The 18,665-nt window shown below is 68.8% G+C and carries 18 protein-coding genes and 1 tRNA gene; 12 read left to right on the forward strand and 7 right to left on the reverse strand.

The window, feature by feature from the left end; all coding sequences use genetic code 11:
- Positions 1-103 precede the first annotated feature (103 nt).
- From thrS to ACSSVZ_RS20385, 4 genes are all read left to right on the forward strand, one after another.
- Complete coding sequence (gene thrS / locus ACSSVZ_RS20370) at positions 104-2,098, forward strand: threonine--tRNA ligase (RefSeq protein ID WP_453972578.1); 1,995 nt, start codon at positions 104-106, stop codon at positions 2,096-2,098.
- Positions 2,099-2,219: 121 nt separating this feature from the next.
- Positions 2,220-2,975 carry a GNAT family N-acetyltransferase gene (locus ACSSVZ_RS20375; RefSeq protein ID WP_453972579.1) on the forward strand — a complete coding sequence of 252 codons (756 nt, stop codon included), beginning with the start codon at positions 2,220-2,222 and terminating at the stop codon, positions 2,973-2,975.
- A 158-nt stretch (positions 2,976-3,133) separates the two neighbouring features.
- On the forward strand, positions 3,134-3,469 hold the full coding sequence (locus tag ACSSVZ_RS20380; RefSeq protein WP_453972580.1) for an ArsR/SmtB family transcription factor: 336 nt from the start codon (positions 3,134-3,136) through the stop codon (positions 3,467-3,469).
- Positions 3,462-3,965: an SRPBCC family protein gene (locus ACSSVZ_RS20385; RefSeq protein WP_453972581.1), complete on the forward strand. Its 504-nt coding sequence runs from the start codon at positions 3,462-3,464 to the stop codon at positions 3,963-3,965. Before ACSSVZ_RS20380 ends, ACSSVZ_RS20385 begins: the two co-directional genes overlap by 8 nt.
- Before the next feature lie 151 nt (positions 3,966-4,116).
- Here the strand turns inward: ACSSVZ_RS20385 and ACSSVZ_RS20390 are convergent, their stop codons facing one another.
- Positions 4,117-5,124 carry a hypothetical protein gene (locus ACSSVZ_RS20390; protein WP_453972582.1) on the reverse strand — a complete coding sequence of 336 codons (1,008 nt, stop codon included), beginning with the start codon at positions 5,122-5,124 and terminating at the stop codon, positions 4,117-4,119.
- Between the two features lie 208 nt (positions 5,125-5,332).
- Here ACSSVZ_RS20390 and ACSSVZ_RS20395 point away from each other — a divergent pair, with 208 nt between their 5' ends.
- Positions 5,333-5,908 (forward strand): nitroreductase family protein, encoded by a 576-nt coding sequence (locus ACSSVZ_RS20395; RefSeq protein WP_453972583.1) that lies wholly within the window; start codon positions 5,333-5,335, stop codon positions 5,906-5,908.
- On the opposite strand, the gene ACSSVZ_RS20400 is transcribed toward ACSSVZ_RS20395, so the two are convergent.
- Positions 5,880-6,650 (reverse strand): HpcH/HpaI aldolase/citrate lyase family protein, encoded by a 771-nt coding sequence (locus ACSSVZ_RS20400; protein ID WP_453972584.1) that lies wholly within the window; start codon positions 6,648-6,650, stop codon positions 5,880-5,882. The two genes, ACSSVZ_RS20395 and ACSSVZ_RS20400, sit on opposite strands and share 29 nt — an antisense overlap.
- A gap of 26 nt (positions 6,651-6,676) precedes the next feature.
- Entirely contained in the window at positions 6,677-7,453 is a 777-nt protein-coding gene (locus tag ACSSVZ_RS20405; protein WP_453972585.1) for an NAD kinase, read from the reverse strand.
- A gap of 271 nt (positions 7,454-7,724) precedes the next feature.
- Here ACSSVZ_RS20405 and cutA point away from each other — a divergent pair, with 271 nt between their 5' ends.
- Positions 7,725-8,060: a divalent-cation tolerance protein CutA gene (cutA, locus tag ACSSVZ_RS20410; protein ID WP_453972586.1), complete on the forward strand. Its 336-nt coding sequence runs from the start codon at positions 7,725-7,727 to the stop codon at positions 8,058-8,060.
- 21 nt (positions 8,061-8,081) lie between these two features.
- On the opposite strand, the gene mobA is transcribed toward cutA, so the two are convergent.
- Entirely contained in the window at positions 8,082-8,714 is a 633-nt protein-coding gene (gene mobA, locus ACSSVZ_RS20415) for a molybdenum cofactor guanylyltransferase MobA (protein ID WP_453972587.1), read from the reverse strand.
- A 240-nt stretch (positions 8,715-8,954) separates the two neighbouring features.
- On the opposite strand from mobA, the gene apbC reads away from it, so the two are divergent.
- Positions 8,955-10,109: an iron-sulfur cluster carrier protein ApbC gene (gene apbC / locus ACSSVZ_RS20420; RefSeq protein WP_453972588.1), complete on the forward strand. Its 1,155-nt coding sequence runs from the start codon at positions 8,955-8,957 to the stop codon at positions 10,107-10,109.
- A 28-nt stretch (positions 10,110-10,137) separates the two neighbouring features.
- On the opposite strand, the gene ACSSVZ_RS20425 is transcribed toward apbC, so the two are convergent.
- Both ACSSVZ_RS20425 and moaA read right to left on the reverse strand, forming a co-directional pair.
- Positions 10,138-11,355 carry a multidrug effflux MFS transporter gene (locus tag ACSSVZ_RS20425; protein WP_453972589.1) on the reverse strand — a complete coding sequence of 406 codons (1,218 nt, stop codon included), beginning with the start codon at positions 11,353-11,355 and terminating at the stop codon, positions 10,138-10,140.
- 157 nt (positions 11,356-11,512) lie between these two features.
- Positions 11,513-12,550 (reverse strand): GTP 3',8-cyclase MoaA, encoded by a 1,038-nt coding sequence (gene moaA / locus ACSSVZ_RS20430; RefSeq protein ID WP_453972590.1) that lies wholly within the window; start codon positions 12,548-12,550, stop codon positions 11,513-11,515.
- Between the two features lie 342 nt (positions 12,551-12,892).
- On the opposite strand from moaA, the gene ACSSVZ_RS20435 reads away from it, so the two are divergent.
- The 3 genes from ACSSVZ_RS20435 to ACSSVZ_RS20445 all read left to right on the forward strand — a co-directional run bounded on the left by ACSSVZ_RS20435 (position 12,893) and on the right by ACSSVZ_RS20445 (position 15,097).
- Positions 12,893-13,273, forward strand: coding sequence for a gamma-butyrobetaine hydroxylase-like domain-containing protein (locus tag ACSSVZ_RS20435; protein WP_453972591.1), 381 nt, complete (start codon positions 12,893-12,895; stop codon positions 13,271-13,273).
- A gap of 145 nt (positions 13,274-13,418) precedes the next feature.
- Positions 13,419-13,492 (forward strand) — tRNA-Gln (locus tag ACSSVZ_RS20440).
- A 786-nt stretch (positions 13,493-14,278) separates the two neighbouring features.
- On the forward strand, positions 14,279-15,097 hold the full coding sequence (locus tag ACSSVZ_RS20445) for a putative bifunctional diguanylate cyclase/phosphodiesterase (protein WP_453972592.1): 819 nt from the start codon (positions 14,279-14,281) through the stop codon (positions 15,095-15,097).
- Positions 15,098-15,288: 191 nt separating this feature from the next.
- Here the strand turns inward: ACSSVZ_RS20445 and ACSSVZ_RS20450 are convergent, their stop codons facing one another.
- The gene (locus tag ACSSVZ_RS20450; RefSeq protein WP_453972645.1) at positions 15,289-16,113 is read right to left on the reverse strand and encodes an ATP-binding protein; all 825 of its coding nucleotides are present in this window, start codon (positions 16,111-16,113) and stop codon (positions 15,289-15,291) included.
- Between the two features lie 494 nt (positions 16,114-16,607).
- On the opposite strand from ACSSVZ_RS20450, the gene yajC reads away from it, so the two are divergent.
- Together yajC and secD are read left to right on the forward strand one after the other, a co-directional pair.
- Positions 16,608-16,943 (forward strand): preprotein translocase subunit YajC, encoded by a 336-nt coding sequence (gene yajC, locus ACSSVZ_RS20455; RefSeq protein ID WP_453972593.1) that lies wholly within the window; start codon positions 16,608-16,610, stop codon positions 16,941-16,943.
- Positions 16,944-17,041: 98 nt separating this feature from the next.
- Positions 17,042-18,652 carry a protein translocase subunit SecD gene (gene secD, locus ACSSVZ_RS20460; protein WP_453972594.1) on the forward strand — a complete coding sequence of 537 codons (1,611 nt, stop codon included), beginning with the start codon at positions 17,042-17,044 and terminating at the stop codon, positions 18,650-18,652.
- Positions 18,653-18,665 lie beyond the last annotated feature (13 nt).

The following is an 18,665-nucleotide window of genomic DNA, read 5'->3' on the forward strand; positions in this document are numbered from 1 at the left end:
GCTCGACGTCCGACTGTCGCGGCCACCGGTCCGGTCCGCGGCGAACGCCTGAACCAACAAGCTTACCTGCGATCGTTGGCAGTGAGTGAGCAAGGAGAACACCATGGTCGACCTGACTTTCCCCGATGGATCCGTGCGCGCGTTCGAGGACGGCACGACCGGCTTCGACGTCGCCGCCTCGATCTCCAAGTCGCTGTCCAAGAAGGCCGTGGCCGTCACGCTGGATGGTGAGCTGGCGGATCTCGCCGAGCCGATCCGCGCCGACGCGGCGATCGAGATCGTCACCCGCGACGACGACCGCGCCCTGGAGCTGATCCGCCACGACGCGGCCCACGTCATGGCCGAGGCGGTGCAGGAGCTCTATCCCGGCACCCAGGTGACCATCGGCCCGGTGATCGAGAACGGCTTCTATTACGATTTCGCGCGCAACGAGCCGTTCACGCCCGACGACCTGGAGGGCATCGAGGCGAAGATGCGCCAGATCATCGCTCGCGACGCCGCCTTCACGAAGGAAGTGTGGAGCCGCGACGAGGCGAAGCGCGTCTTCTCGGAGAAGGGCGAGGCCTACAAGGTCGAGCTCGTCGACGCGATCCCGGAAGACCAGGACGTCAAGATCTACAAGCAGGGCGACTGGTTCGACCTCTGCCGCGGTCCGCACATGCCGTCGACGGGTAAAGTCGGCGACGCCTTCAAGCTGATGAAGGTGGCCGGCGCCTACTGGCGCGGCGATTCCAACAACCCGATGCTGACGCGCATCTACGGCACCGCCTGGGCGTCGAAGCAGCAGCTGGCCGACTACCTCCACATGCTGGAGGAGGCGGAGAAGCGCGACCACCGCCGCCTCGGCCGGGAAATGGACCTGTTCCACTTCCAGGAGGAGGGGCCGGGCGTCGTGTTCTGGCACGCCAAGGGCTGGCGCATGTTCCAGTCGGTGGTCTCCTACATGCGCCGCCGCCTGGAGGGGACCTACGACGAGGTCAACGCGCCGCAGATCCTCGACAAGGCGCTCTGGGAGACCTCGGGCCACTGGGGCTGGTACCAGGAGAACATGTTCGCGGTGAAGTCGGCCTACGCCTTCACCCACCCGGACGACGAAGAGGCCGACCATCGCGTGTTCGCGATCAAGCCGATGAACTGTCCGGGCCACGTGCAGATCTTCAAGCACGGGCTGAAGAGCTACCGCGACCTGCCGATCCGCTACGCCGAGTTCGGCACCGTCCACCGCTACGAGCCCTCGGGCGCGCTGCACGGACTGATGCGCGTGCGCGGCTTCACCCAGGACGATGCCCACGTCTTCTGCACCGAGGAGCAGCTCGCCGCCGAGTGCCTCCGGATCAACGACCTGATCCTGTCGACCTATTCGGATTTCGGCTTCGACGAGATCACGGTGAAGCTGTCGACACGGCCGGAGAAGCGCGTCGGCCCGGACGAGAACTGGGACCACGCCGAGGCGATCATGGCGCGGGTCCTGGAGCAGATCGAGGCGGACTCGGGCGGCCGCATCAAGACCGGCATCCTGCCGGGCGAGGGCGCCTTCTACGGCCCGAAGTTCGAGTACACGCTGCGCGACGCCATCGGGCGCGAGTGGCAGTGCGGCACCACCCAGGTGGACTTCAACCTGCCGGAGCGCTTCGGCGCCTTCTACATCGACAGCAACTCGGAGAAGACCCAGCCGGTGATGATCCACCGGGCCATCTGCGGCTCGATGGAGCGCTTCCTCGGCATCCTGATCGAGAACCATTCCGGTCACATGCCGCTGTGGCTGGCGCCGGTGCAGGTGGTGGTCGCCACCATCACGTCGGACGCCGACGCCTATGCCACCGATGTCACGCGGAAGCTGAAGGCCGCCGGGCTGCAGGTGAACGCCGATCTGCGCAACGAGAAGATCAACTACAAGGTCCGCGAGCACAGCCACGCCAAGGTGCCGGTCATCCTCGTGGTCGGCCAGCGGGAGGCGGAGGGCGGATCGGTCAACGTGCGCCGTCTCGGCTCGCGCGACCAGACCGCCATGAGCCTCAAGGAGGCCGTGACCAGCCTCGTCGCCGAGGCGACCCCGCCCGACCTGAAGCGGGCGCTGGCGGCCGTCGAAGCCGCCTGATCCACCACGGCCGTCGACATCAAGCAGAGGGCCGCGTCCGCACCGGGCGCGGCCTTCTCGCATTTCAGCGTGAACTGTCCTGGCATTGCGGGCCGGCGGCCGCCGTGGATAACTCCTTGCGATGATCAGCCTCACCGACATCCAGGCGCTCGAGGAGCGGGCCTTCAACGCATGGCCGTCGCGGCGGACCGTGATGGCCGACGGTTGGCTCTACCGGCTCGGCGACGGCTACACCAACCGCGCCAACTCGGTGAACGCCTGCGTCCCGCATCCGTCGTTCAAGGGCGTGCTGGAGACGGCTGAGACTCTCTATCCGGCGTGCGGGCTCAAGCCCGTCTTCCGCCTGTCGCCGCTGGCGCCGCCCGAGGCCGACGCGGCGCTCCACGACGCGGGCTATGCGGTCTTCAGCCCCACGGTGGTGCTCACCGCTCCGCTCGCCCCTGCGGCGCCCAGTGACCCGCCCGCGGCCCGCTCGGTGCGGGTCGAGCCGGCTCCGTCGGACGGTTGGATGGAGGGCTTCGCGCGCCTGACCGGGCTGTCGGCATCCAGCGCCACCGCCCACGCGGCCATCGTCCAGGCGATCGCCGTGCCGGCGGGCTTCGCAACGGTGCTGGTCGACGACCGTGCGGTCGGATTCGGCCTTGCCGTTTATGAGCGGCAAGCCGTCGGCCTGTTCGACCTGGTGATTTCCGAAGACGCGCGGCGGCGGGGGCTCGGTTGCGCCCTCATCGAGGCGCTGCTGGCCTGGGGCAGGGGCCTCGGCGCCACGAGCGCCTATCTGCAGGTCGCGGTGGCCAACGACGGCGCCCTGCGCCTCTACGACCGTCTGGGCTTCGCTGAGGCCTACCGCTACCGCTACCGGATCAAGCCGCAATAGCGCTGGCCGCAAGGCCGGAAGCCGTGCGCATCGCGGATATCTTCGGGATCGTCAGCCGACGCACGAACGTTCGACGCCAGATCTAAAACTTAGCCAATCGTGAAAGTTTTCTTGACCGCGCGAGGCCCGCGCTGATACTTTCCGACATGGCTAAGTGTTTGACCGATCTGGACAGGGCTTTCTCCGCGCTCGGGGATCCGACGCGGCGGGCGATCGTCAGCCGTTTGTGCGATGGCCCGAAATCCGTCAGCGAGCTTTCCGAGCCGTTCGAGCTGGCGCTTCCATCGCTGCTCAAGCACGTGCGCGTGCTTGAAGAGAGCGGGCTGATCACCTCTCAGAAATCCGGGCGCGTTCGCACCTGCCGGATCGAGCCGCACGCCCTTCGGGCGACCGAAGCGTGGATCCACCAGCACATTTCCGCCTGGGAGGAACGCCTCGATCGCATGGAAGCCCACATCGAGCGCATGACGAGAAAGGGACCGGACCATGAATGACCCGACCAACGCCCCCAGCTCCCCCTGGCGAGACTGGCCTCTCGACCGCGAAATCGTTCTCGCCCGCGTGATCGATGCCCCCCGGAGCGTCGTCTACGCGGCCTGGGCGGACCCGGATCAGATCGGCGCGTGGTTCGGACCGGACGGCATGGCGATCGAAACCCGGGAGATCGACCTCACTCCGGGCGGGGTCTGGCGGTTCGACATGGTCGCCGCGGACGGCACCCGGTACACCAACCGGATGGTCTTCCTCCGCATGGAGGCCCCCGCGCTCATCGAGGTCGAGCACGGGGCCGATCAGGACAACGACCCCGGTCGGTTCAGGATGCTCGTCACCTTCGACGAACAGAGTGACGGCAAGACCGTCCTGACGCTCCGTCAGATGCATCCGTCGCGGGAGCGGCGCGAATGGGCGATCGGCTTCGGCGCGGTCGAATACGGAGGGCAGACGCTGGGGAAACTCGCCCGTCACGTGGCGAAGCTCAAGAACGGCTGAGTGAAGGAGGGTCGTTCCGGGAGCTGGCGTGCAGCTCGGGGGCGCTGCCCCAATCCAACCGTCGCCCGCCCTCTGCACGTCCGAACTGTCTACCGCGCAAAGGGCCTGGGTCGCTTCGTTCGGCCAGGTCGCGTCGAGTTGGACGCGGACGTCAGTTCACCGCGTTGTTGGCGACGACCTCGACCTCGCGGTCCTCGCCGGCATCGACTTTGAAGTTGCGGCTGTAGATCTGGTCGCGGTTCTTCGCCACCACCGAATAGTCGCCGTCGGCGAGCACGAAGGTGGGGAAGGCGCCGACGCTTTCCACCACGATGTCGCCGCCGGGCGTGTAGACGGTCCAGGCCGTGTCGGCCAGCGCCTCGCCGCCGGCTTCGCCGACCAGCTTCAGCGTCACCGTCGCCGCCCGGTGGCGCATGGTCGCCTCGATGACCTTGCCCGCCTTCACCTCCAGGTCGGCCCGGCGCACGGCGTTCACCGAGCCGTAGTGGCTGACCACGTGATAGGTGCCGACGGGAAGCGGGACCACCTCGTCGGGAGCGGCGTCGGCGATCAGGCGCCGCCCGTCCGGAAAGCCGTCGTTCGATTCGTAGATGGAGAACGACAGCGGCTCCTTGGGAACCTGGTCGTCGGCGCCGATGACCGCGCTGAGCTTCAGGCCGCCGGCGTTCAGCACGAACGATTCCGTCTGCACGTCGCGGAACAGGTCGATCCGCTTGGCCGCCGTCGCCCGTCCGAACGACGCGTGCACCAGGTAGCGGCCGGGCTTGAGCCGGAACTCGGCGTCGCCGCCCTCGCGCTCGGCGATCAGCGGCAGACGCCCGTCCGGATCCGGGATGACCGCGAAGACGCGCCAGTGAACGCCGGCGTCGAGCGGCCGGCCGTCGTCGGTCAGCTTGGCGACCAGGTAGAGCGCGGTGTCGACGTCCGACGGGGTGCCGGTGTCGATCTCCGACGGCGAGGCGTAGTTGGACAGCGTCGAGGTGAAGGCGGGGCTGCTCAGCACCGGGAAATTCGAGACGGTGGAAAAGTCCGGGATCTGCCGGTCGGACACCGCATTCGGGTCCGGCTTGGCCTGCGGCACGGGGACGTCCGCCGCGATCGCCGGGGCGCCCAGGGCCAGAAGGAGGGCCACGACCGCCATCAGTCGCCCGGTCGCCATCACCTTCATCCCGTCTGGTCCTCTTCGCTCGTCACGACCGTCTGCAGCCTGCGGGGCCGCCGGTCCTTTTCGCGTCGTTCGGATACCGTTAGATGCTGAATACGATGTCGATATCGTGGCCACAAGGCTTTCTCGCCCCGCATTTGCCCCCTTCGCGGCCCAAGGGGCACCCTTTCCCACTCCCGTTCCGCAAGGGATTCTGCAGTCGATGACGGATCTTCTCGAGCATCTGCGCACCCGCCGTTCCGTTCCCGCCGCCAGCCTGGCCGGCCCGGGGCCGGACGAAGAGACGCTGCGCGACATTCTCACCATCGCCGCCCGCGTGCCCGACCACGGCAAGCTGGCACCCTGGCGGTTCATCCTCTTCGAGGGTGATTCGCGGAGCCGATTCGGCGAACTGCTGGCCGATCTGGTGAAGAAGCGCGACCCTGACGCGGGCGAGGACCGCCTGGAGCTGGAGCGCCGCCGGTTCGACCGCGCCCCGCTCGTCGTCGCGGTGATCAGCTGTGCCGGATCGCATCCGAAGATCCCCGAGTGGGAGCAGATCCTGTCGGCGGGTGCGGCCTGCATGAACCTGGTCCACGCCGCCTGCGGCCACGGCTTCGCCGCCCAGTGGATCACCGAATGGTACGCCTACGATTCCGAAGCCCTCAAGCTGCTGGGCCTGGAGACCACCGAGCAGGTGGCCGGCTTCGTCCACATTGGCCGCGCCGACGGCGCCCCCATCGACCGGCCGCGGCCGGTGCTGGAGGCGATCACGCACCACTGGAAGCCGCGGGGCTGAGCGGGGCGGGCGGTCCCGCCCGACCGGTCGCCGCGTTGATTACCGGCACCTGGTCCGGATGGATCGCCAGCTTGCCGGTGAACCCGTCGCGGGCGGCGGCCTCCGCCTCCCGGGCGAGGCCCGCGAGGTCGCGGGCGTCGGGGTAGGCCGCGTCGATCGGCTGGGCGCCCGCCGCGACCGCGCCGGCCAGGCAGAGCGTTCGGGCCAGGCTCCAGGGATCGCTGAGGGCGCCCCCGGCATCGCGGGCGGCGGTCGACCCGAGGTCGGCGGCCAGGCCCGCTCCGTCCCAGGCGAGGCCGGTGAGGCGGCGGCTGGCGCCCCGGTAGGTGCCGAGCCCGAACAGCGCCTCGGCGCGCGCGGTGGCCTCGGCGACGATCCCGGTCGAGAGGTCCGGCAGGCCGAACTCGGCCTCGCAGACGGTGAGCATCGCGTCGAGCCGGGCGACGTCGCGTCCGCCATCGCAGTCCGTCAGGACGATGCCGTCGGGGGCCGTGCGCATGACCGCTGCGAGGTCGCTGCGCGCAGCCGCCGTGCGCAGGCCGTGAATGCGCACGAAAACGCGCGAATCGCGCGGAATCGCGCAGTTTGAGGCCATCAACGCGCACACCCGTTCGCGCGCGGCCGCCTGGGCCTCGGAGCCCACGGAATCCGCCAGATTCAGCACCAGAACGTCGGCGCCGGAGGCGCGTGCGCACTCCAGCGCGCGCGCGCTGTCGACGGGTACCAGCAACCAGGAGCGCATCGCCGACGTCTCCCCGTGACCGCCTGTCAGTAGCGGAACTGTTCCGTCAGGATCCGCTCGTCCCAGCTGTGGTCCGGGTCGAACATGACGAGGCTGCGCGAATGCTTGTCCTCGGCCACCTCGACCCGCACCACCGAGCGGATCTCGACGTGGTCCGCGGCGGCGGCGACCGGTCGCTTGGCGTGGTCGCAGACGTCGATGCGGACGGTGACGTGGTTCGGCAGCAGCGCGCCCCGCCAGTTGCGCGGCCGGAACGCGCTGATCGGCGTCAGCGCCAGCAACGGCGCGTAGATCGGCAGGATCGGGCCGTGGGCCGACAGGTTGTAGGCGGTGGAGCCGGCCGGCGTGGAGACCAGCACGCCATCGCAGATCAGTTCGTCCAGGCGCACGCGCTTGTCGATGGAGATCTTCAGCTTGGCGGCCTGGTGCGTCTGGCGCAGCAGCGACACCTCGTTGATGGCGCGCGCCGTGTGCTCGCTGCCGTGCGCGTCGGTGACCGTCATCAGCAGCGGCCGGATGGCGGTGGTGACGGCCCGGTCGATGCGCGCGTGCAGATCGTCGACGCCGTACTCGTTCATCAGGAAGCCGACCGACCCGCGGTTCATCCCGTAGATCGGCTTGCCGGTGTTCATGAAGCGGTGCAGCGTCGCCAGCATCAGCCCGTCGCCGCCGAGCGCGACGATGACGTCGGCTTCTTCGGGCGCGATGTCGCCGTACAGCCGAACGAGTTCGTCGCGCGCCCCCTCGGCCTCGTCGGACGGGCTCGCGACGAACGCGATCGCGGTCTGGGCGGAAGGGGTCATGGGCTGGGTCCGGCCGCGCGCCGCCGGCCGCCTGAGCGGCCTCATCATCGGCGTGGTTTCAGAGGATCGCGCTAAATTATTGAATTTTCGAAGTTTTTCCACTTCGCCGCGGGCGGTGCGACGCGGCTGTTTCATCTAGCATGCCCCATCCGGCCTGCCAACGGCAGTGCAGAGAGGTCACACCGCGCGCCGCGGGCGATGACGGGGGTTGGAATCGCGGCCGGTTCCGGTTTCCATGCCGGCGACATCTCCAGGCAAGCGGGAAGCGACCATGCGCGACGGCGATCTCACCCTGGTCTATGCGACCTTTCCCGACATCGGCGTCGCCGAGACGATCGGCGCGTCGCTGGTCCGCCAAAACCTGGTGGCCTGCGTGAACATCCTTCCCGGCATGATTTCCATCTACCGCTGGGAGGGGGCGATCGAGCGGGACGCCGAGGTGTCGATGCTCGCCAAGACACGCGCGGACCTTGTCGAGGCGGTCACCGCGGCGATCGTCGCCGAGCATCCTTACGAGACGCCGGCGGTGGTGGCGGTACCGGTTTCCGGGGGCTCGGGGCCGTTTCTCGACTGGATCCGTGCGGAGACCGGCAGCGCAGACGAATGACGCCGTGAGCCGCCTCGGCCGTCAGGCGCCCTCGGGAGGGGCGAGCAGCCGCTCGGCCTCGGCGAGGTCTTCGGGCGTGTTGACGTTGAAGAACGGATCGACGCGGCTGCCGCCGACGGACTGGGGCCCGAACGGCACGAGCCTTGGCTTGTGCCGTTCGATCCACGCCATCATCGAGCGGGGTCCTTCGCCGGCCAGGAAGCGGGCCGCGTCGTCCAGGAGATCGACCGAGAAGCGTCCGGCAACCGGGTGCACGCGGTCGCCCGAGGTGGCCACCGCAATGCGTGCGTCGGGCTCGGCGGAGAGGCGGGCGGTGAAATCGGCCGGCAGGAACGGCACGTCGACGGGGACGACGATGAGATGGGAGGCGCCATTGCCGCGGGCCCAGGCGAGACCGGCGGCGATGCCGGCCAGCGGACCGGGCCAGCCGATGGCGCTGTCGGGGATCACCGGCAGGCGGAAGCGGGAGAGGCGGCGATCGCCGTCGGGAGCGTTGATGGCGATGGCACCGGCCTGCGGCGTCAACCGGTCCAGCACCACGGCGAGGAGTGGCCGGCCGGAAAGCGTGCGGAAGGCCTTGTCTCCGCCAATCCGGCTCCCACGTCCTCCGCAGAGGACAACGGCCGGGATCGCGCTCAGGTCGGATCGGGACATGGGACTCCATTGGGGCTGGCCGAAGCGGACCACCGCTGCGTGCCTGTCGGACCGGCGAAGGCGCGCTTGCAGAGATGGTCTCGGGCCAGGCTATCAGACGAACGACCGGAAAGGGCACCGGTCTCAACGGCTTGATCCGATCCGCTTCCTTTAGACCAGTTCGATCTGCCCGGGAAATGCTCTAGGGATACGGACCTGACACCGCCAACGACGCCACAGACAAGATCGGGACATCGACAAATGGCAACGCCGACGAAGGAGATGGTGCGCGAGCAGCTCGCACGCGTGCCAGGACCGGACGGACAGGGTGACCTCGTCTCGCTCAACCTCGTGTCGGAGATCTATGTGTCGGACGGCCGGGTGGCCTTCTCCATCACCGTGCCGGCCGAGCGCGCCCACACGCTCGAACCGATGCGCAAGCGTGCCGAGGAGGCCGTGCGGGCGATCCCCGGCGTCGAGCGGGTCATGGTGGCGCTGACGGCGGAAAAGGCCGCGGGGCAGGCCCCGGCAGCAGCCGCAGCGCCGAGCCGACCGGCGCAACCGAAGCCCGGCCCGAAGGCCGCGCCGCCCCAGAGCGCGCGATCGGGCGCGATCGCCGGCATCAAGTCCGTCGTGGCAGTCGCCTCCGGCAAGGGCGGCGTCGGCAAGTCGACGACGGCGGTGAACCTGGCGTTCGCGCTGGCCGCGCAGGGCCTGGCGGTCGGCATCCTCGACGCCGACATCTACGGGCCGTCGATGCCGCGCCTGCTGGGGCTGACCCAGAAGCCCGAGACCGTCGGCGGCAACCGGCTGAAGCCGCTCGAGACGCATGGCGTGAAGGTGATGTCGATCGGCTTCCTGGTCGACCCGGAGGCGCCGATGATCTGGCGCGGCCCGATGGTCGTCTCGGCGCTCACCCAGATGCTGCGGGACGTCGAATGGGGCGAGCTCGACGTGCTGGTCGTCGACATGCCGCCCGGCACCGGCGACACCCAGCTGACGCTCGCCCAGAACGTTCCGCTGGCCGGGGCGGTGATCGTCTCGACGCCTCAGGACCTGGCGCTGATCGACGCCCGCAAGGGGCTCGCGATGTTCCAGAAGGTGGACGTGCCGATCCTCGGCATCGTGGAGAACATGAGCCACTTCGTCTGCCCGCACTGCGGCGAGCGCTCGGACATCTTCGGCACCGGCGGGGCCCGCGACGAGGCGGCGCGGGTGGGCGTGCGCTTCCTCGGCGAGATCCCGCTGCACATGTCGATCCGCGAGCACTCCGACGGCGGCTCGCCGATCGTGGTCGCGGCCCCGGAGAGCCCGCAGGCGCTGGCCTTCCTGCACGTGGCGGCGGGGGTCATCGACGGGCTGGGGCAGGCCGCCGCGGGTGCGCGGCCGCAGCCGAAGATCGTCATCGAGGACTGACGCGGGGCCGTCGCGGTGCGGCAGCCGGCTACTGCAGCAGCCGGCTCTTCGCGAAGAAGCCGAGGCACAGGGCCGAGACGCCGCCCAGGATCATCGGGATGAACATCGGCCACGGCGTGCCGGCGAGGGCGTCCGTGTCGAACAGGCGCCCGACTATGAGGGTGGCGATCGCCCCGCCACCCACCTGCAGCGCGCCGGCGACGCCCGAGGCGGCCCCGGCAAGCTCGGGCGCGACGCTGACGGCGCCGGCAATGGCGTTCGGCAGCGAGAAGCCGTTGCCGACGCCGGTGAGGATCATCGGTCCGAACAGCGCCAGCGGGTGGAGGAAGCCCAGCAGGTAGAGGCCGATCGAAATGAACAGGCCGAGCAGCGTCAGCACGTTGCCGATGCTGATCATCCGGCCGACGCCGATCGAGGCGCCGAACCGGCCGGTGACGAAGTTGCCGCAGATGTAGCCCAGCACCATCGGCATCAGATAGAAGCCGAATTCGCCGGGGCTGACGCCGAGGATCTTGATCGCCACATAGGGCGCGCCGGAGATCAGGGCGAAGAACATGGTGGAGAGAAGCATCAGGGTGCCGGCGAAGATCCAGAACGTGCGGAGGCTCAGAAGCCGCCCGCTGCTGGCCAGCCAGATGCGAAACGACGAGGCGGCGCCGGTCACCGGCCGCGTCTCACCCAGCGCCACGAAGGCGTAGGTGAGCACGATGCAGCCCATCGCGGTCATGAAGTTGAAGCTCGCCCGCCAGCCATAGGCCTGGTCGAGCAGCCCGCCGATGGCCGGCGCGAACACCGGCGCGATCGCCATGCCCATGTTGAGGTAGCCGATGCGGCCGGCCGCGGTGGCCGAACCCGACGTGTCGCGCACGATGGCGCGGGCGAGCGACAGGCCGGCGCAGGCGCCGATGGCCTGGAGCACCCGCGCCAGCAGCAGCGTGCCGATCGTCGTCGCGAGCGCGCAGGCGATGCTGCCGAGTACGAACAGGGCAAGCCCGCTGAGCAGTACCGGGCGGCGGCCGAACCGGTCGGAGAGCGGCCCCATGATGATCTGCCCGATGGCCGTGGCGATCAGGTAGACGGTGATGGTGAGCTGGATGCTGGTCGCGTCGGTCGACAGCGCGCGCTCCATTCCCGGCAGGGAGGGCACGTACATGTTGATGGCGACGGGCTGCAGCATCGACACCGCAACCAGCACCATCAGAACCGGCGGACGCGATCTCAGGGAAGCTGTCTTGCGGAGGATCATGCCATCGCTTTGGCAGCGGGGCGGCCCCTGTGGCAAGCACAATTGTCGGTAGCACGGGTTTTCGCGGGCGGTCCGGCCGGCAGCCGCGGCGATCCCCGGCGACGGCCGGCCGGCGCGATTGCCAGGCGGGCGGCCGAACCGGACGCCGCCGCCGGGGTCAACCGCCGGTGACCGACATGTGGCGGGTGAGGGCCGGAGCCTGGCCGCGCCGGTCGATCACGAAATCGTGGCCCTTCGGCTTGCGGGCGATGGCGCGCTCGATCTCGGCGTGGAGAAGGTCGTCGCCCTCGGACGCCCGGAGCGGGCCGCGCAGGTCGGCCGCGTCTTCCTGGCCCAGGCACATGTAGAGCGTGCCGGTGCAGGTGAGACGGACGCGGTTGCACGATTCGCAGAAATTGTGGGTCATCGGGGTGATGAAGCCGAGCCGCCCACCGGTCTCACGGACGCGCACGTAGCGCGCCGGGCCGCCGGTGCGGTCGGGCAGGGGCTCCAGCGTGTAGCGCGCTTCCAGCCGCCTGCGGACCTCCGAGAGCGCCAGGAACTGGTCGGTGCGGTCGCCATCGATGTCGCCGAGCGGCATCGTCTCGATGAGGGTGAGGTCGTGGCCGCGCTCGTGGCAGAAGCGCATCATCGGCTCGATCTCTTCGGCGTTGACGTCGCGCAGGGCCACCATGTTGATCTTCACGTGCAGGCCGGCTTCCTCCGCCGCGCGCAGGCCGTCCATGACCTTGCCGAGATCGCCCCAGCGGGTGATCGCCTTGAAGCGGTCGGGATCGAGGGTGTCGAGGGAGATGTTGACCCGGCGCACGCCGGCGGCGCGCAGTTCGTCGGCGAAGCGCGACAGCTGGGAGCCGTTGGTGGTCAGCGTCACCTCCTCCAGGCTGCCGTCGGCGAGATGGCGCGACAGCGAGCGGAACAGGTCGAGCACATTGCGCCGGACCAGCGGCTCGCCGCCGGTCAGCCGCAGCTTGCGCACGCCGCGCGCCACGAACGCCGAGCACAGCCGGTCGAGCTCCTCCAGCGTGAGCAGGTCGCGCTTGGGCAGGAACGTCATGTTTTCCGCCATGCAGTAGACGCAGCGGAAATCGCAGCGGTCGGTCACCGAGATCCGGAGATAGGTGATTTCGCGGCCGAACGGGTCGACCAGCTGCGGGCGCGCCGTGCCGGTCAGGTGCTGGATGTTCAGATCGCCCATGATCGGGACCGTTCCTCCATTCGCAGGTCGATAGGCACGCACGTCGATGCCCGAAGGCGCGAAACGCGGCGCCGGTGCCGCCGCCCGCACACCGTTCGCCCCAGGCGCTCGGGCCGTGGCCGTCGGATGGTGAGCGCGCCGGGACGCGGCGCATGGCCGTCGACACCGCCATATACAACCGAATATGACGGTCCGGGTTGCCTCCGACAAGGGCATCCATACCTATGGATGAGGCATCGAGCCGGGAGGGCGTGCTGTCCCTCCGCCGCATCGGCCGGTCAGGCCGGGGCATGGGGGCTCGCGGCAGCCCGGGCGCAGATGCAGAGGAGCCGAGGAGCCGGCATGACTTCAGAGACGACGCCATGGCCGCGCGAGATCCGCGTGAAGCGCGGGCGGCAGGTCCTCGCCATCAGCTGGGACGACGGCACCGAGAGCGAACTCGATGCGGAGTATCTGCGGGTCGAATCGCCCTCGGCCGAGGTGAAGGGCCACAGCGAGGCCGACCGCAAGACGGTGGGCGGCAAGCGTGCCGTGAAGCTCTCCGGCGCGGAGCCTGTGGGCAACTACGCTGTGCGCCTGACCTTCGACGACGGCCATTCGACCGGGATCTTCACCTACCGATACCTGAAGACGCTCGCCGCCGATCGCGAGCGGCTCTGGGCGGCGTACCTGGCCGAGCTCGACGCCAAGGGCCTGTCGCGCGACCGGCCCGGCCAGGCGTGAGGGCAACGGTCCACAGCCGCCGTCCACTTTTTTTGCCCCAGACGGTTCCCATCCGCGCGGTCTTGTTTTAGGAACGCGCTCTCGTTACATCCGGCGTGCGACGCGATCGTCCGAAGCGGTGCTTCGGACCGGCGCCGGTTCCCGGTGGGGGATAGTTTAACGGTAGAACAACGGACTCTGACTCCGTTGGTCCAGGTTCGAATCCTGGTCCCCCAGCCACCCCGCCTCTGGCGGCAGAGCGTTTCCGGATCGCCTCGAAACCGGATTTCCAGCCTCCGTCGCCCTTCGCCAGTGCCCGTTCGATCCCGTCCGCTCGCTTCGATCTGAGCGGCGCCGGGGCCCCGATCACGATGACGTCAGGTCGCGACGACCCGGCGAATGGGTCGGTGACCGATGCCGCAGTCCCTGACGGGTCACGGGCGGCAAAACGGCCGCCTTTCGGGCTCGGCCAAGGGGCGAGCGCCCTGAAAGCTTGCCTGCAGCCTCTTCCGATCGGATGGGCGCACCCGATCGCGTGGAAATGACCCCGGAATCAAGATCTTGAGCCGTTCCCCTTCGTTCAGATCGCTGCGATCCGGACGGGAAATGACCTGGCGCGGTCATGGCGCCGGCGAGGGCCGGGGGCCCGCTGCTTTTCGATGGTCAATTCCCGAGTTGCCATGTAGTCTCCATCTTTCCTGCTCTGTTGCGGAGCGGGCGTTCTTCTTGCCGTTCCTCTCGCGGGCGCGGGTTGCGCAGTGTTGGCGGGACTGCACGGTGCCGCGTTCGTCCGCTTTGGGCGGCCCGGCTCTCCGGCGACTGGACCGAAGCCTTTGCCGACCGGCTGTCGACAGCCGAACGGGAAGACATCGCTTGCAATTGACTGCCGCGAACACGCTTCGGCCGGCATGCCGTCCGGGGCGATCCGGGCGCGGTTGCCCGACGTAACTCCGACGACGCGCTCTGTCGTAACGACGACGACGCGACCTATCGTAAGAACACTGACTACAGGGCGGACGACGCGAGATGATTTCGACGAAGCACGGCGCGCGCCATGGGGAGATCCCGCCGGCGCAGGCCTCCCAGCTGCTTCCCCGCGACCTGCAGCTCGACTGGAGCGGGCAGGTCCGCGAAGCCGTGCGTCGCGACAAGCTGATCCCCCACTATCAGCCCATCGTCAACATGCGGACGGGCGACATCGTCGGCGTCGAGGCGCTGGCGCGCTGGATCCACCCGTCGGACGGCGCCATCGGTCCGGACCGCTTCATCCGCACGGCGGAGACCGGCGGCTTCATCGGCGACCTGTTCTTCCAGATCCTGCGTCGCGTCTGCGTCGACGCGCGGCGCTGGGACGAGCTGAAGGTGGCGGTCAACGTCTCGCCGCAGCAGTTCCACGATCCGTGCCTCGCCTCCAAGATCCTGTCGGTGCTGCGCGGCACCGGCTTCCCGGCACGGCGGCTGGAGATCGAGGTGACCGAGGGCATGCCGCTGCTCGACTGGGCACGGACGGCCGAGACGCTGCGCCAGCTGAAGGCGGAGGGCGTCCGCTTCGCCCTCGACGACTTCGGCACCGGCTACGCCAACCTGAGCCATCTGCGCGAGCTGCCGTTCGACTGCCTGAAGATCGACCGGTCGTTCGTCTCCGCCCTACCGGCGCGCGAGGAGAACCGCAAGATCGTCCGCTCGATCGTGACGCTTGCGGCCGATTTCGGCCTGACCACGGTCGCCGAGGGCATCGAGACGAAAGCGCAGCTCGACTGGCTGGGCGACGCCGGCTGCGACCTCGCCCAGGGCCACTACTTCTTCGTTCCCCAGCCGGCCTCCGAGATCGACGCGCTGCTTTAGAGCGGAGCTGAGGGGAGCTGGAAGGCGGCTTTCCGTCAGTCTCCCGCTCCCATGAACGGGCCCGGACTCGACCGCTTGAGCCGTTCCTTTTCGCTCGGATCGCTTCGGGCTCATCGGGGCGCTGCCCCAGGCACTTCAGGATATGTGCCCAAGCCTCAGACCCGGAAGCGAAATCCGGTTCGGATCTCCACTCAGACGTCGAGGGGCGTGCCCAGGCGGCCGGCGAGATCCTGAATATATTGCCAGGCGACGCGGCCGGAGCGGGCGCCGCGGGTGGTGGCCCATTCCAGCGATTCGGTGCGCAGCCGGTCGGGCGCCACCGCCAGGCCGAAATGGTCGGCATAGCCCGACACCATCGCCAGATATTCGTCCTGGTTGCACTTGTGGAAGCCCAGCCAAAGGCCGAAGCGGTCCGACAGCGACACCTTCTCCTCGATCGCCTCGCCCGGGTTGATCGCCGTCGCCCGCTCGTTGTCCATCATGTCGCGGGGCAGCAGGTGGCGCCTGTTCGAGGTGGCGTAGAACAGGACGTTGGCCGGCCGTCCCTCGATGCCGCCTTCCAGCACCGCCTTCAGCGACTTGTAGGAGGCATCGCCGCCGTCGAAGGAGAGGTCGTCGCAGAACACCAGGAACCGGTGCTCCGAGGCGCGCAGCAGCGCCATCAGGCCCGGCAGCGATTCGATGTCCTCCCGGTGGATCTCGATCAGCTTGAGGGGCATGTCCTGCGCCGCGTTGACGGCGGCGTGAGCGGCCTTCACCAGCGACGATTTGCCCATGCCGCGGGCCCCCCACAGGAGCACGTTGTTGGCCGGCAGGCCCCGGGCGAAGCGCTCGGTGTTGTCGACGAGCTGGTCGCGCATCCGGTCGACGCCCTTGAGCAGGCCGATCTCGACGCGGTTGACGCGCGGCACGGGCTCCAGCCGGCCGGGGCGCGGATGCCAGACGAAGGCGTCGGCGGCGTCGAACTCGGGCGCCTGCGCCACCGGCGGGACGGCCCGCTCGACGAGGGCGATCAGGCTGTCGAGCCGGGCGGCGAGGGCGGCGAACTCCGGATTGGACAAGGAAGGCCTCCTGCTGGCGCATTCTTCCCGCCCGGATCGAATCGATCCCCCGGGCGGCGAAACCGCCGTATCTATTGAACCCGCAGCCCTTTCCTGTCGACCGGATGTCGCCACCGGGCCGGTGGCCGCGGCGGCCTGGACGCGCCCTGGAGCGGCACTCCTGCGGCAGAATCGCGCCCGGCGCGGCGACGATCCGCGATCGGGGCCCAGGCGAGCAGACGGACCGGTGCGGCCAGGCGCGGCCGATGCCCGCGGAAACCGCGCACGCGGGAGGAATCGGAGCGGCTGGAGGCGCCGGACCAGGCGCTCCCGGAGCCGCCACGGGTTTCATTTGCAATGGCCCGCATGACAGCTATAGTCCGCGCCGTTTTCCAGGATCACAGCGGATGACCGGGGTGAGGGGAGATTTCCTCCGTCGCGGACCGTACAAACGGAGCTAAGAGCGGTACATGTTGGTGACACCAGCCTACGCCCAGGGATTTGGCGCCGGCGGCGGCAGCGAGCTTATCGTTTCGCTTCTTCCGTTCATCCTGATCTTCGTCATCATGTATTTTCTGGTCCTGCGTCCGCAGCGCCAGCGCATGAAGGCACATCAGGAGATGGTCTCTTCCCTGCGTCGCGGCGACAGCGTGGTGACCGCAGGCGGGCTGATCGGCAAGATCACCAAGGTGATCGACGACACCGAGGTTCAGGTCGAGATCGCCGATGGCGTGAGGGCCCGCCTCCTGCGCACCACGATCACGGAAGTCCGTTCCAAGGGCGAGCCGGTCAACGACAACGCCTGAGGCACTCGCGGCGGTCCCGCGCTGGACCCGGCCCGCATGATCACCGCGAGCCGGACGCTCGGCGCGTTCCGGCCGCGGTGAAGATCGATAGGCTCTAGATGCTGTATTTCGCCCGCTGGAAGATCACGCTGATACTCGGAGCCGTGCTGCTCGGGTTTCTGGCGGTCTTGCCGAACCTGTTTCCCAAGGCCACCGTCGATGCCTGGCCCTCGTGGCTTCCGCACCGGCAGATCGTGCTCGGCCTCGATCTCCAGGGCGGCGCGTACCTGCTCTACCAGGTCGACCGGGAGGACTACGTCAACAAGCGGCTGACCAGCCTCGTCGGCGAGATGCGCAACACGCTGCGCGAAGAGCCGCGGATCGGCTACACCGGTCTCGGCGTGTCCGACAGGGGCGCCCAGGTCCGCATCCGCGACCAGGCCGATTTCGAAGCGGCGCAGGAGCGGCTCGGCGAGCTCGTCAATCCGCTGCAGTCGACGGTGTTCGGGCAGGGCGAGGTGAACGAGTTCGAGATGACGACCGGCGACGACGGTCTCATCCGCTTCACCTTCACCGACGCCGGCCTCGCCCAGCGCGTGCGCTCGATCGTCCAGCAGTCGATCGAAGTGATCCGCCGCCGCGTCGACGAGCTCGGCACGACCGAACCGAACATCCAGCGCGAAGGCGAGGACCGCATCCTCGTGGAGGCACCGGGTCTCGACGATCCGGAGCGGCTGAAGTCGCTTGTCGGCCAGACCGCGCAGCTGACCTTCCATCTGGTCAACACCACCATCAACCCGCAGCAGGCGGTCGAGACGCGCGCGCCTCCGGGCGAGATGCTGCTCTATTCGATGGACGATCCGCCGCAGCCCTACGTGGTTGAGGAAGCGCCGCTGCTCACCGGCGAGGACCTCGTCGACGCGCGGGCGAGCTTCCAGCAGCAGACCAACGAGCCGGTGGTGACGTTCACCCTGTCGACGGGCGGCGCGCGCAAGTTCGCCAACGTGACCACCACGAACGTCGGCCGGCCGTTCGCCATCGTCCTCGACGACGAGGTGATATCGGCCCCGGTCATTCGCGAGCCGATCACCGGCGGACGGGGGCAGATCTCCGGAAACTTCTCCGTCCAGACCGCCAACGACCTGGCGATCCTGCTGAGGGCCGGCGCGCTGCCGGCCAAGCTGACGATCGTCGAGGAGCGCACGGTCGGGCCGGGCCTCGGAGAGGACTCCATCCGGGCGGGCGAGACGGCGGCGATCATCGCGGCCATCGGCGTGGCGCTGTCGATGCTGCTCGTCTACGGGCTGTTCGGCGTGTTCGCCAACATCGCGCTGTTCGTCAACATCGTGCTCATCCTGGCGCTGCTGTCGCTCCTGCAGGCGACGCTGACCTTGCCGGGCATCGCCGGCATCGTGCTGACCATGGGCATGGCGGTCGACGCGAACGTGCTGATCTACGAGCGAATACGCGAGGAATCGCGCGCCGGCCGATCGGCGATCACCGCGATCGACGCCGGCTTCTCGCGCGCGCTCGGCACGATCCTGGATGCCAACATCACGACCCTGATCGCTGCGGTGATCCTGTTCCAGCTCGGTTCCGGTCCCGTTCGCGGGTTCGCCGTCACGCTGGCGATCGGTATCATCACCACGGTTTTCTCGGCCTTCCTCTTCACCCGTTTCCTCGTCGCCACGTGGGTGAGGATGAAGCGGCCATCAGCCGTCCCGCTCTAGGGCGGGAACGGCG

The sequence above is a fragment of the Amorphus sp. MBR-141 genome (genome assembly GCF_053628695.1).

Bases quoted from the DNA above. Each gene is read 5' to 3' on its own strand.
- yajC (WP_453972593.1), top strand. From the start codon at position 16,608: ATGTTGGTGACACCAGCCTACGCCCAGGGATTTGGCGCCGGCGGCGGC.
- ACSSVZ_RS20390 (WP_453972582.1), bottom strand. From the start codon at position 5,124: ATGGCGACCGGGCGACTGATGGCGGTCGTGGCCCTCCTTCTGGCCCTG.
- apbC (WP_453972588.1), top strand. From the start codon at position 8,955: ATGGCAACGCCGACGAAGGAGATGGTGCGCGAGCAGCTCGCACGCGTG.
- ACSSVZ_RS20395 (WP_453972583.1), top strand. From the start codon at position 5,333: ATGACGGATCTTCTCGAGCATCTGCGCACCCGCCGTTCCGTTCCCGCC.
- mobA (WP_453972587.1), bottom strand. From the start codon at position 8,714: ATGTCCCGATCCGACCTGAGCGCGATCCCGGCCGTTGTCCTCTGCGGA.
- ACSSVZ_RS20445 (WP_453972592.1), top strand. From the start codon at position 14,279: ATGATTTCGACGAAGCACGGCGCGCGCCATGGGGAGATCCCGCCGGCG.
- ACSSVZ_RS20385 (WP_453972581.1), top strand. From the start codon at position 3,462: ATGAATGACCCGACCAACGCCCCCAGCTCCCCCTGGCGAGACTGGCCT.
- moaA (WP_453972590.1), bottom strand. From the start codon at position 12,550: ATGGGCGATCTGAACATCCAGCACCTGACCGGCACGGCGCGCCCGCAG.
- ACSSVZ_RS20425 (WP_453972589.1), bottom strand. From the start codon at position 11,355: ATGATCCTCCGCAAGACAGCTTCCCTGAGATCGCGTCCGCCGGTTCTG.
- ACSSVZ_RS20435 (WP_453972591.1), top strand. From the start codon at position 12,893: ATGACTTCAGAGACGACGCCATGGCCGCGCGAGATCCGCGTGAAGCGC.
- ACSSVZ_RS20375 (WP_453972579.1), top strand. From the start codon at position 2,220: ATGATCAGCCTCACCGACATCCAGGCGCTCGAGGAGCGGGCCTTCAAC.
- ACSSVZ_RS20400 (WP_453972584.1), bottom strand. From the start codon at position 6,650: ATGCGCTCCTGGTTGCTGGTACCCGTCGACAGCGCGCGCGCGCTGGAG.
- thrS (WP_453972578.1), top strand. From the start codon at position 104: ATGGTCGACCTGACTTTCCCCGATGGATCCGTGCGCGCGTTCGAGGAC.
- secD (WP_453972594.1), top strand. From the start codon at position 17,042: ATGCTGTATTTCGCCCGCTGGAAGATCACGCTGATACTCGGAGCCGTG.
- ACSSVZ_RS20405 (WP_453972585.1), bottom strand. From the start codon at position 7,453: ATGACCCCTTCCGCCCAGACCGCGATCGCGTTCGTCGCGAGCCCGTCC.
- cutA (WP_453972586.1), top strand. From the start codon at position 7,725: ATGCGCGACGGCGATCTCACCCTGGTCTATGCGACCTTTCCCGACATC.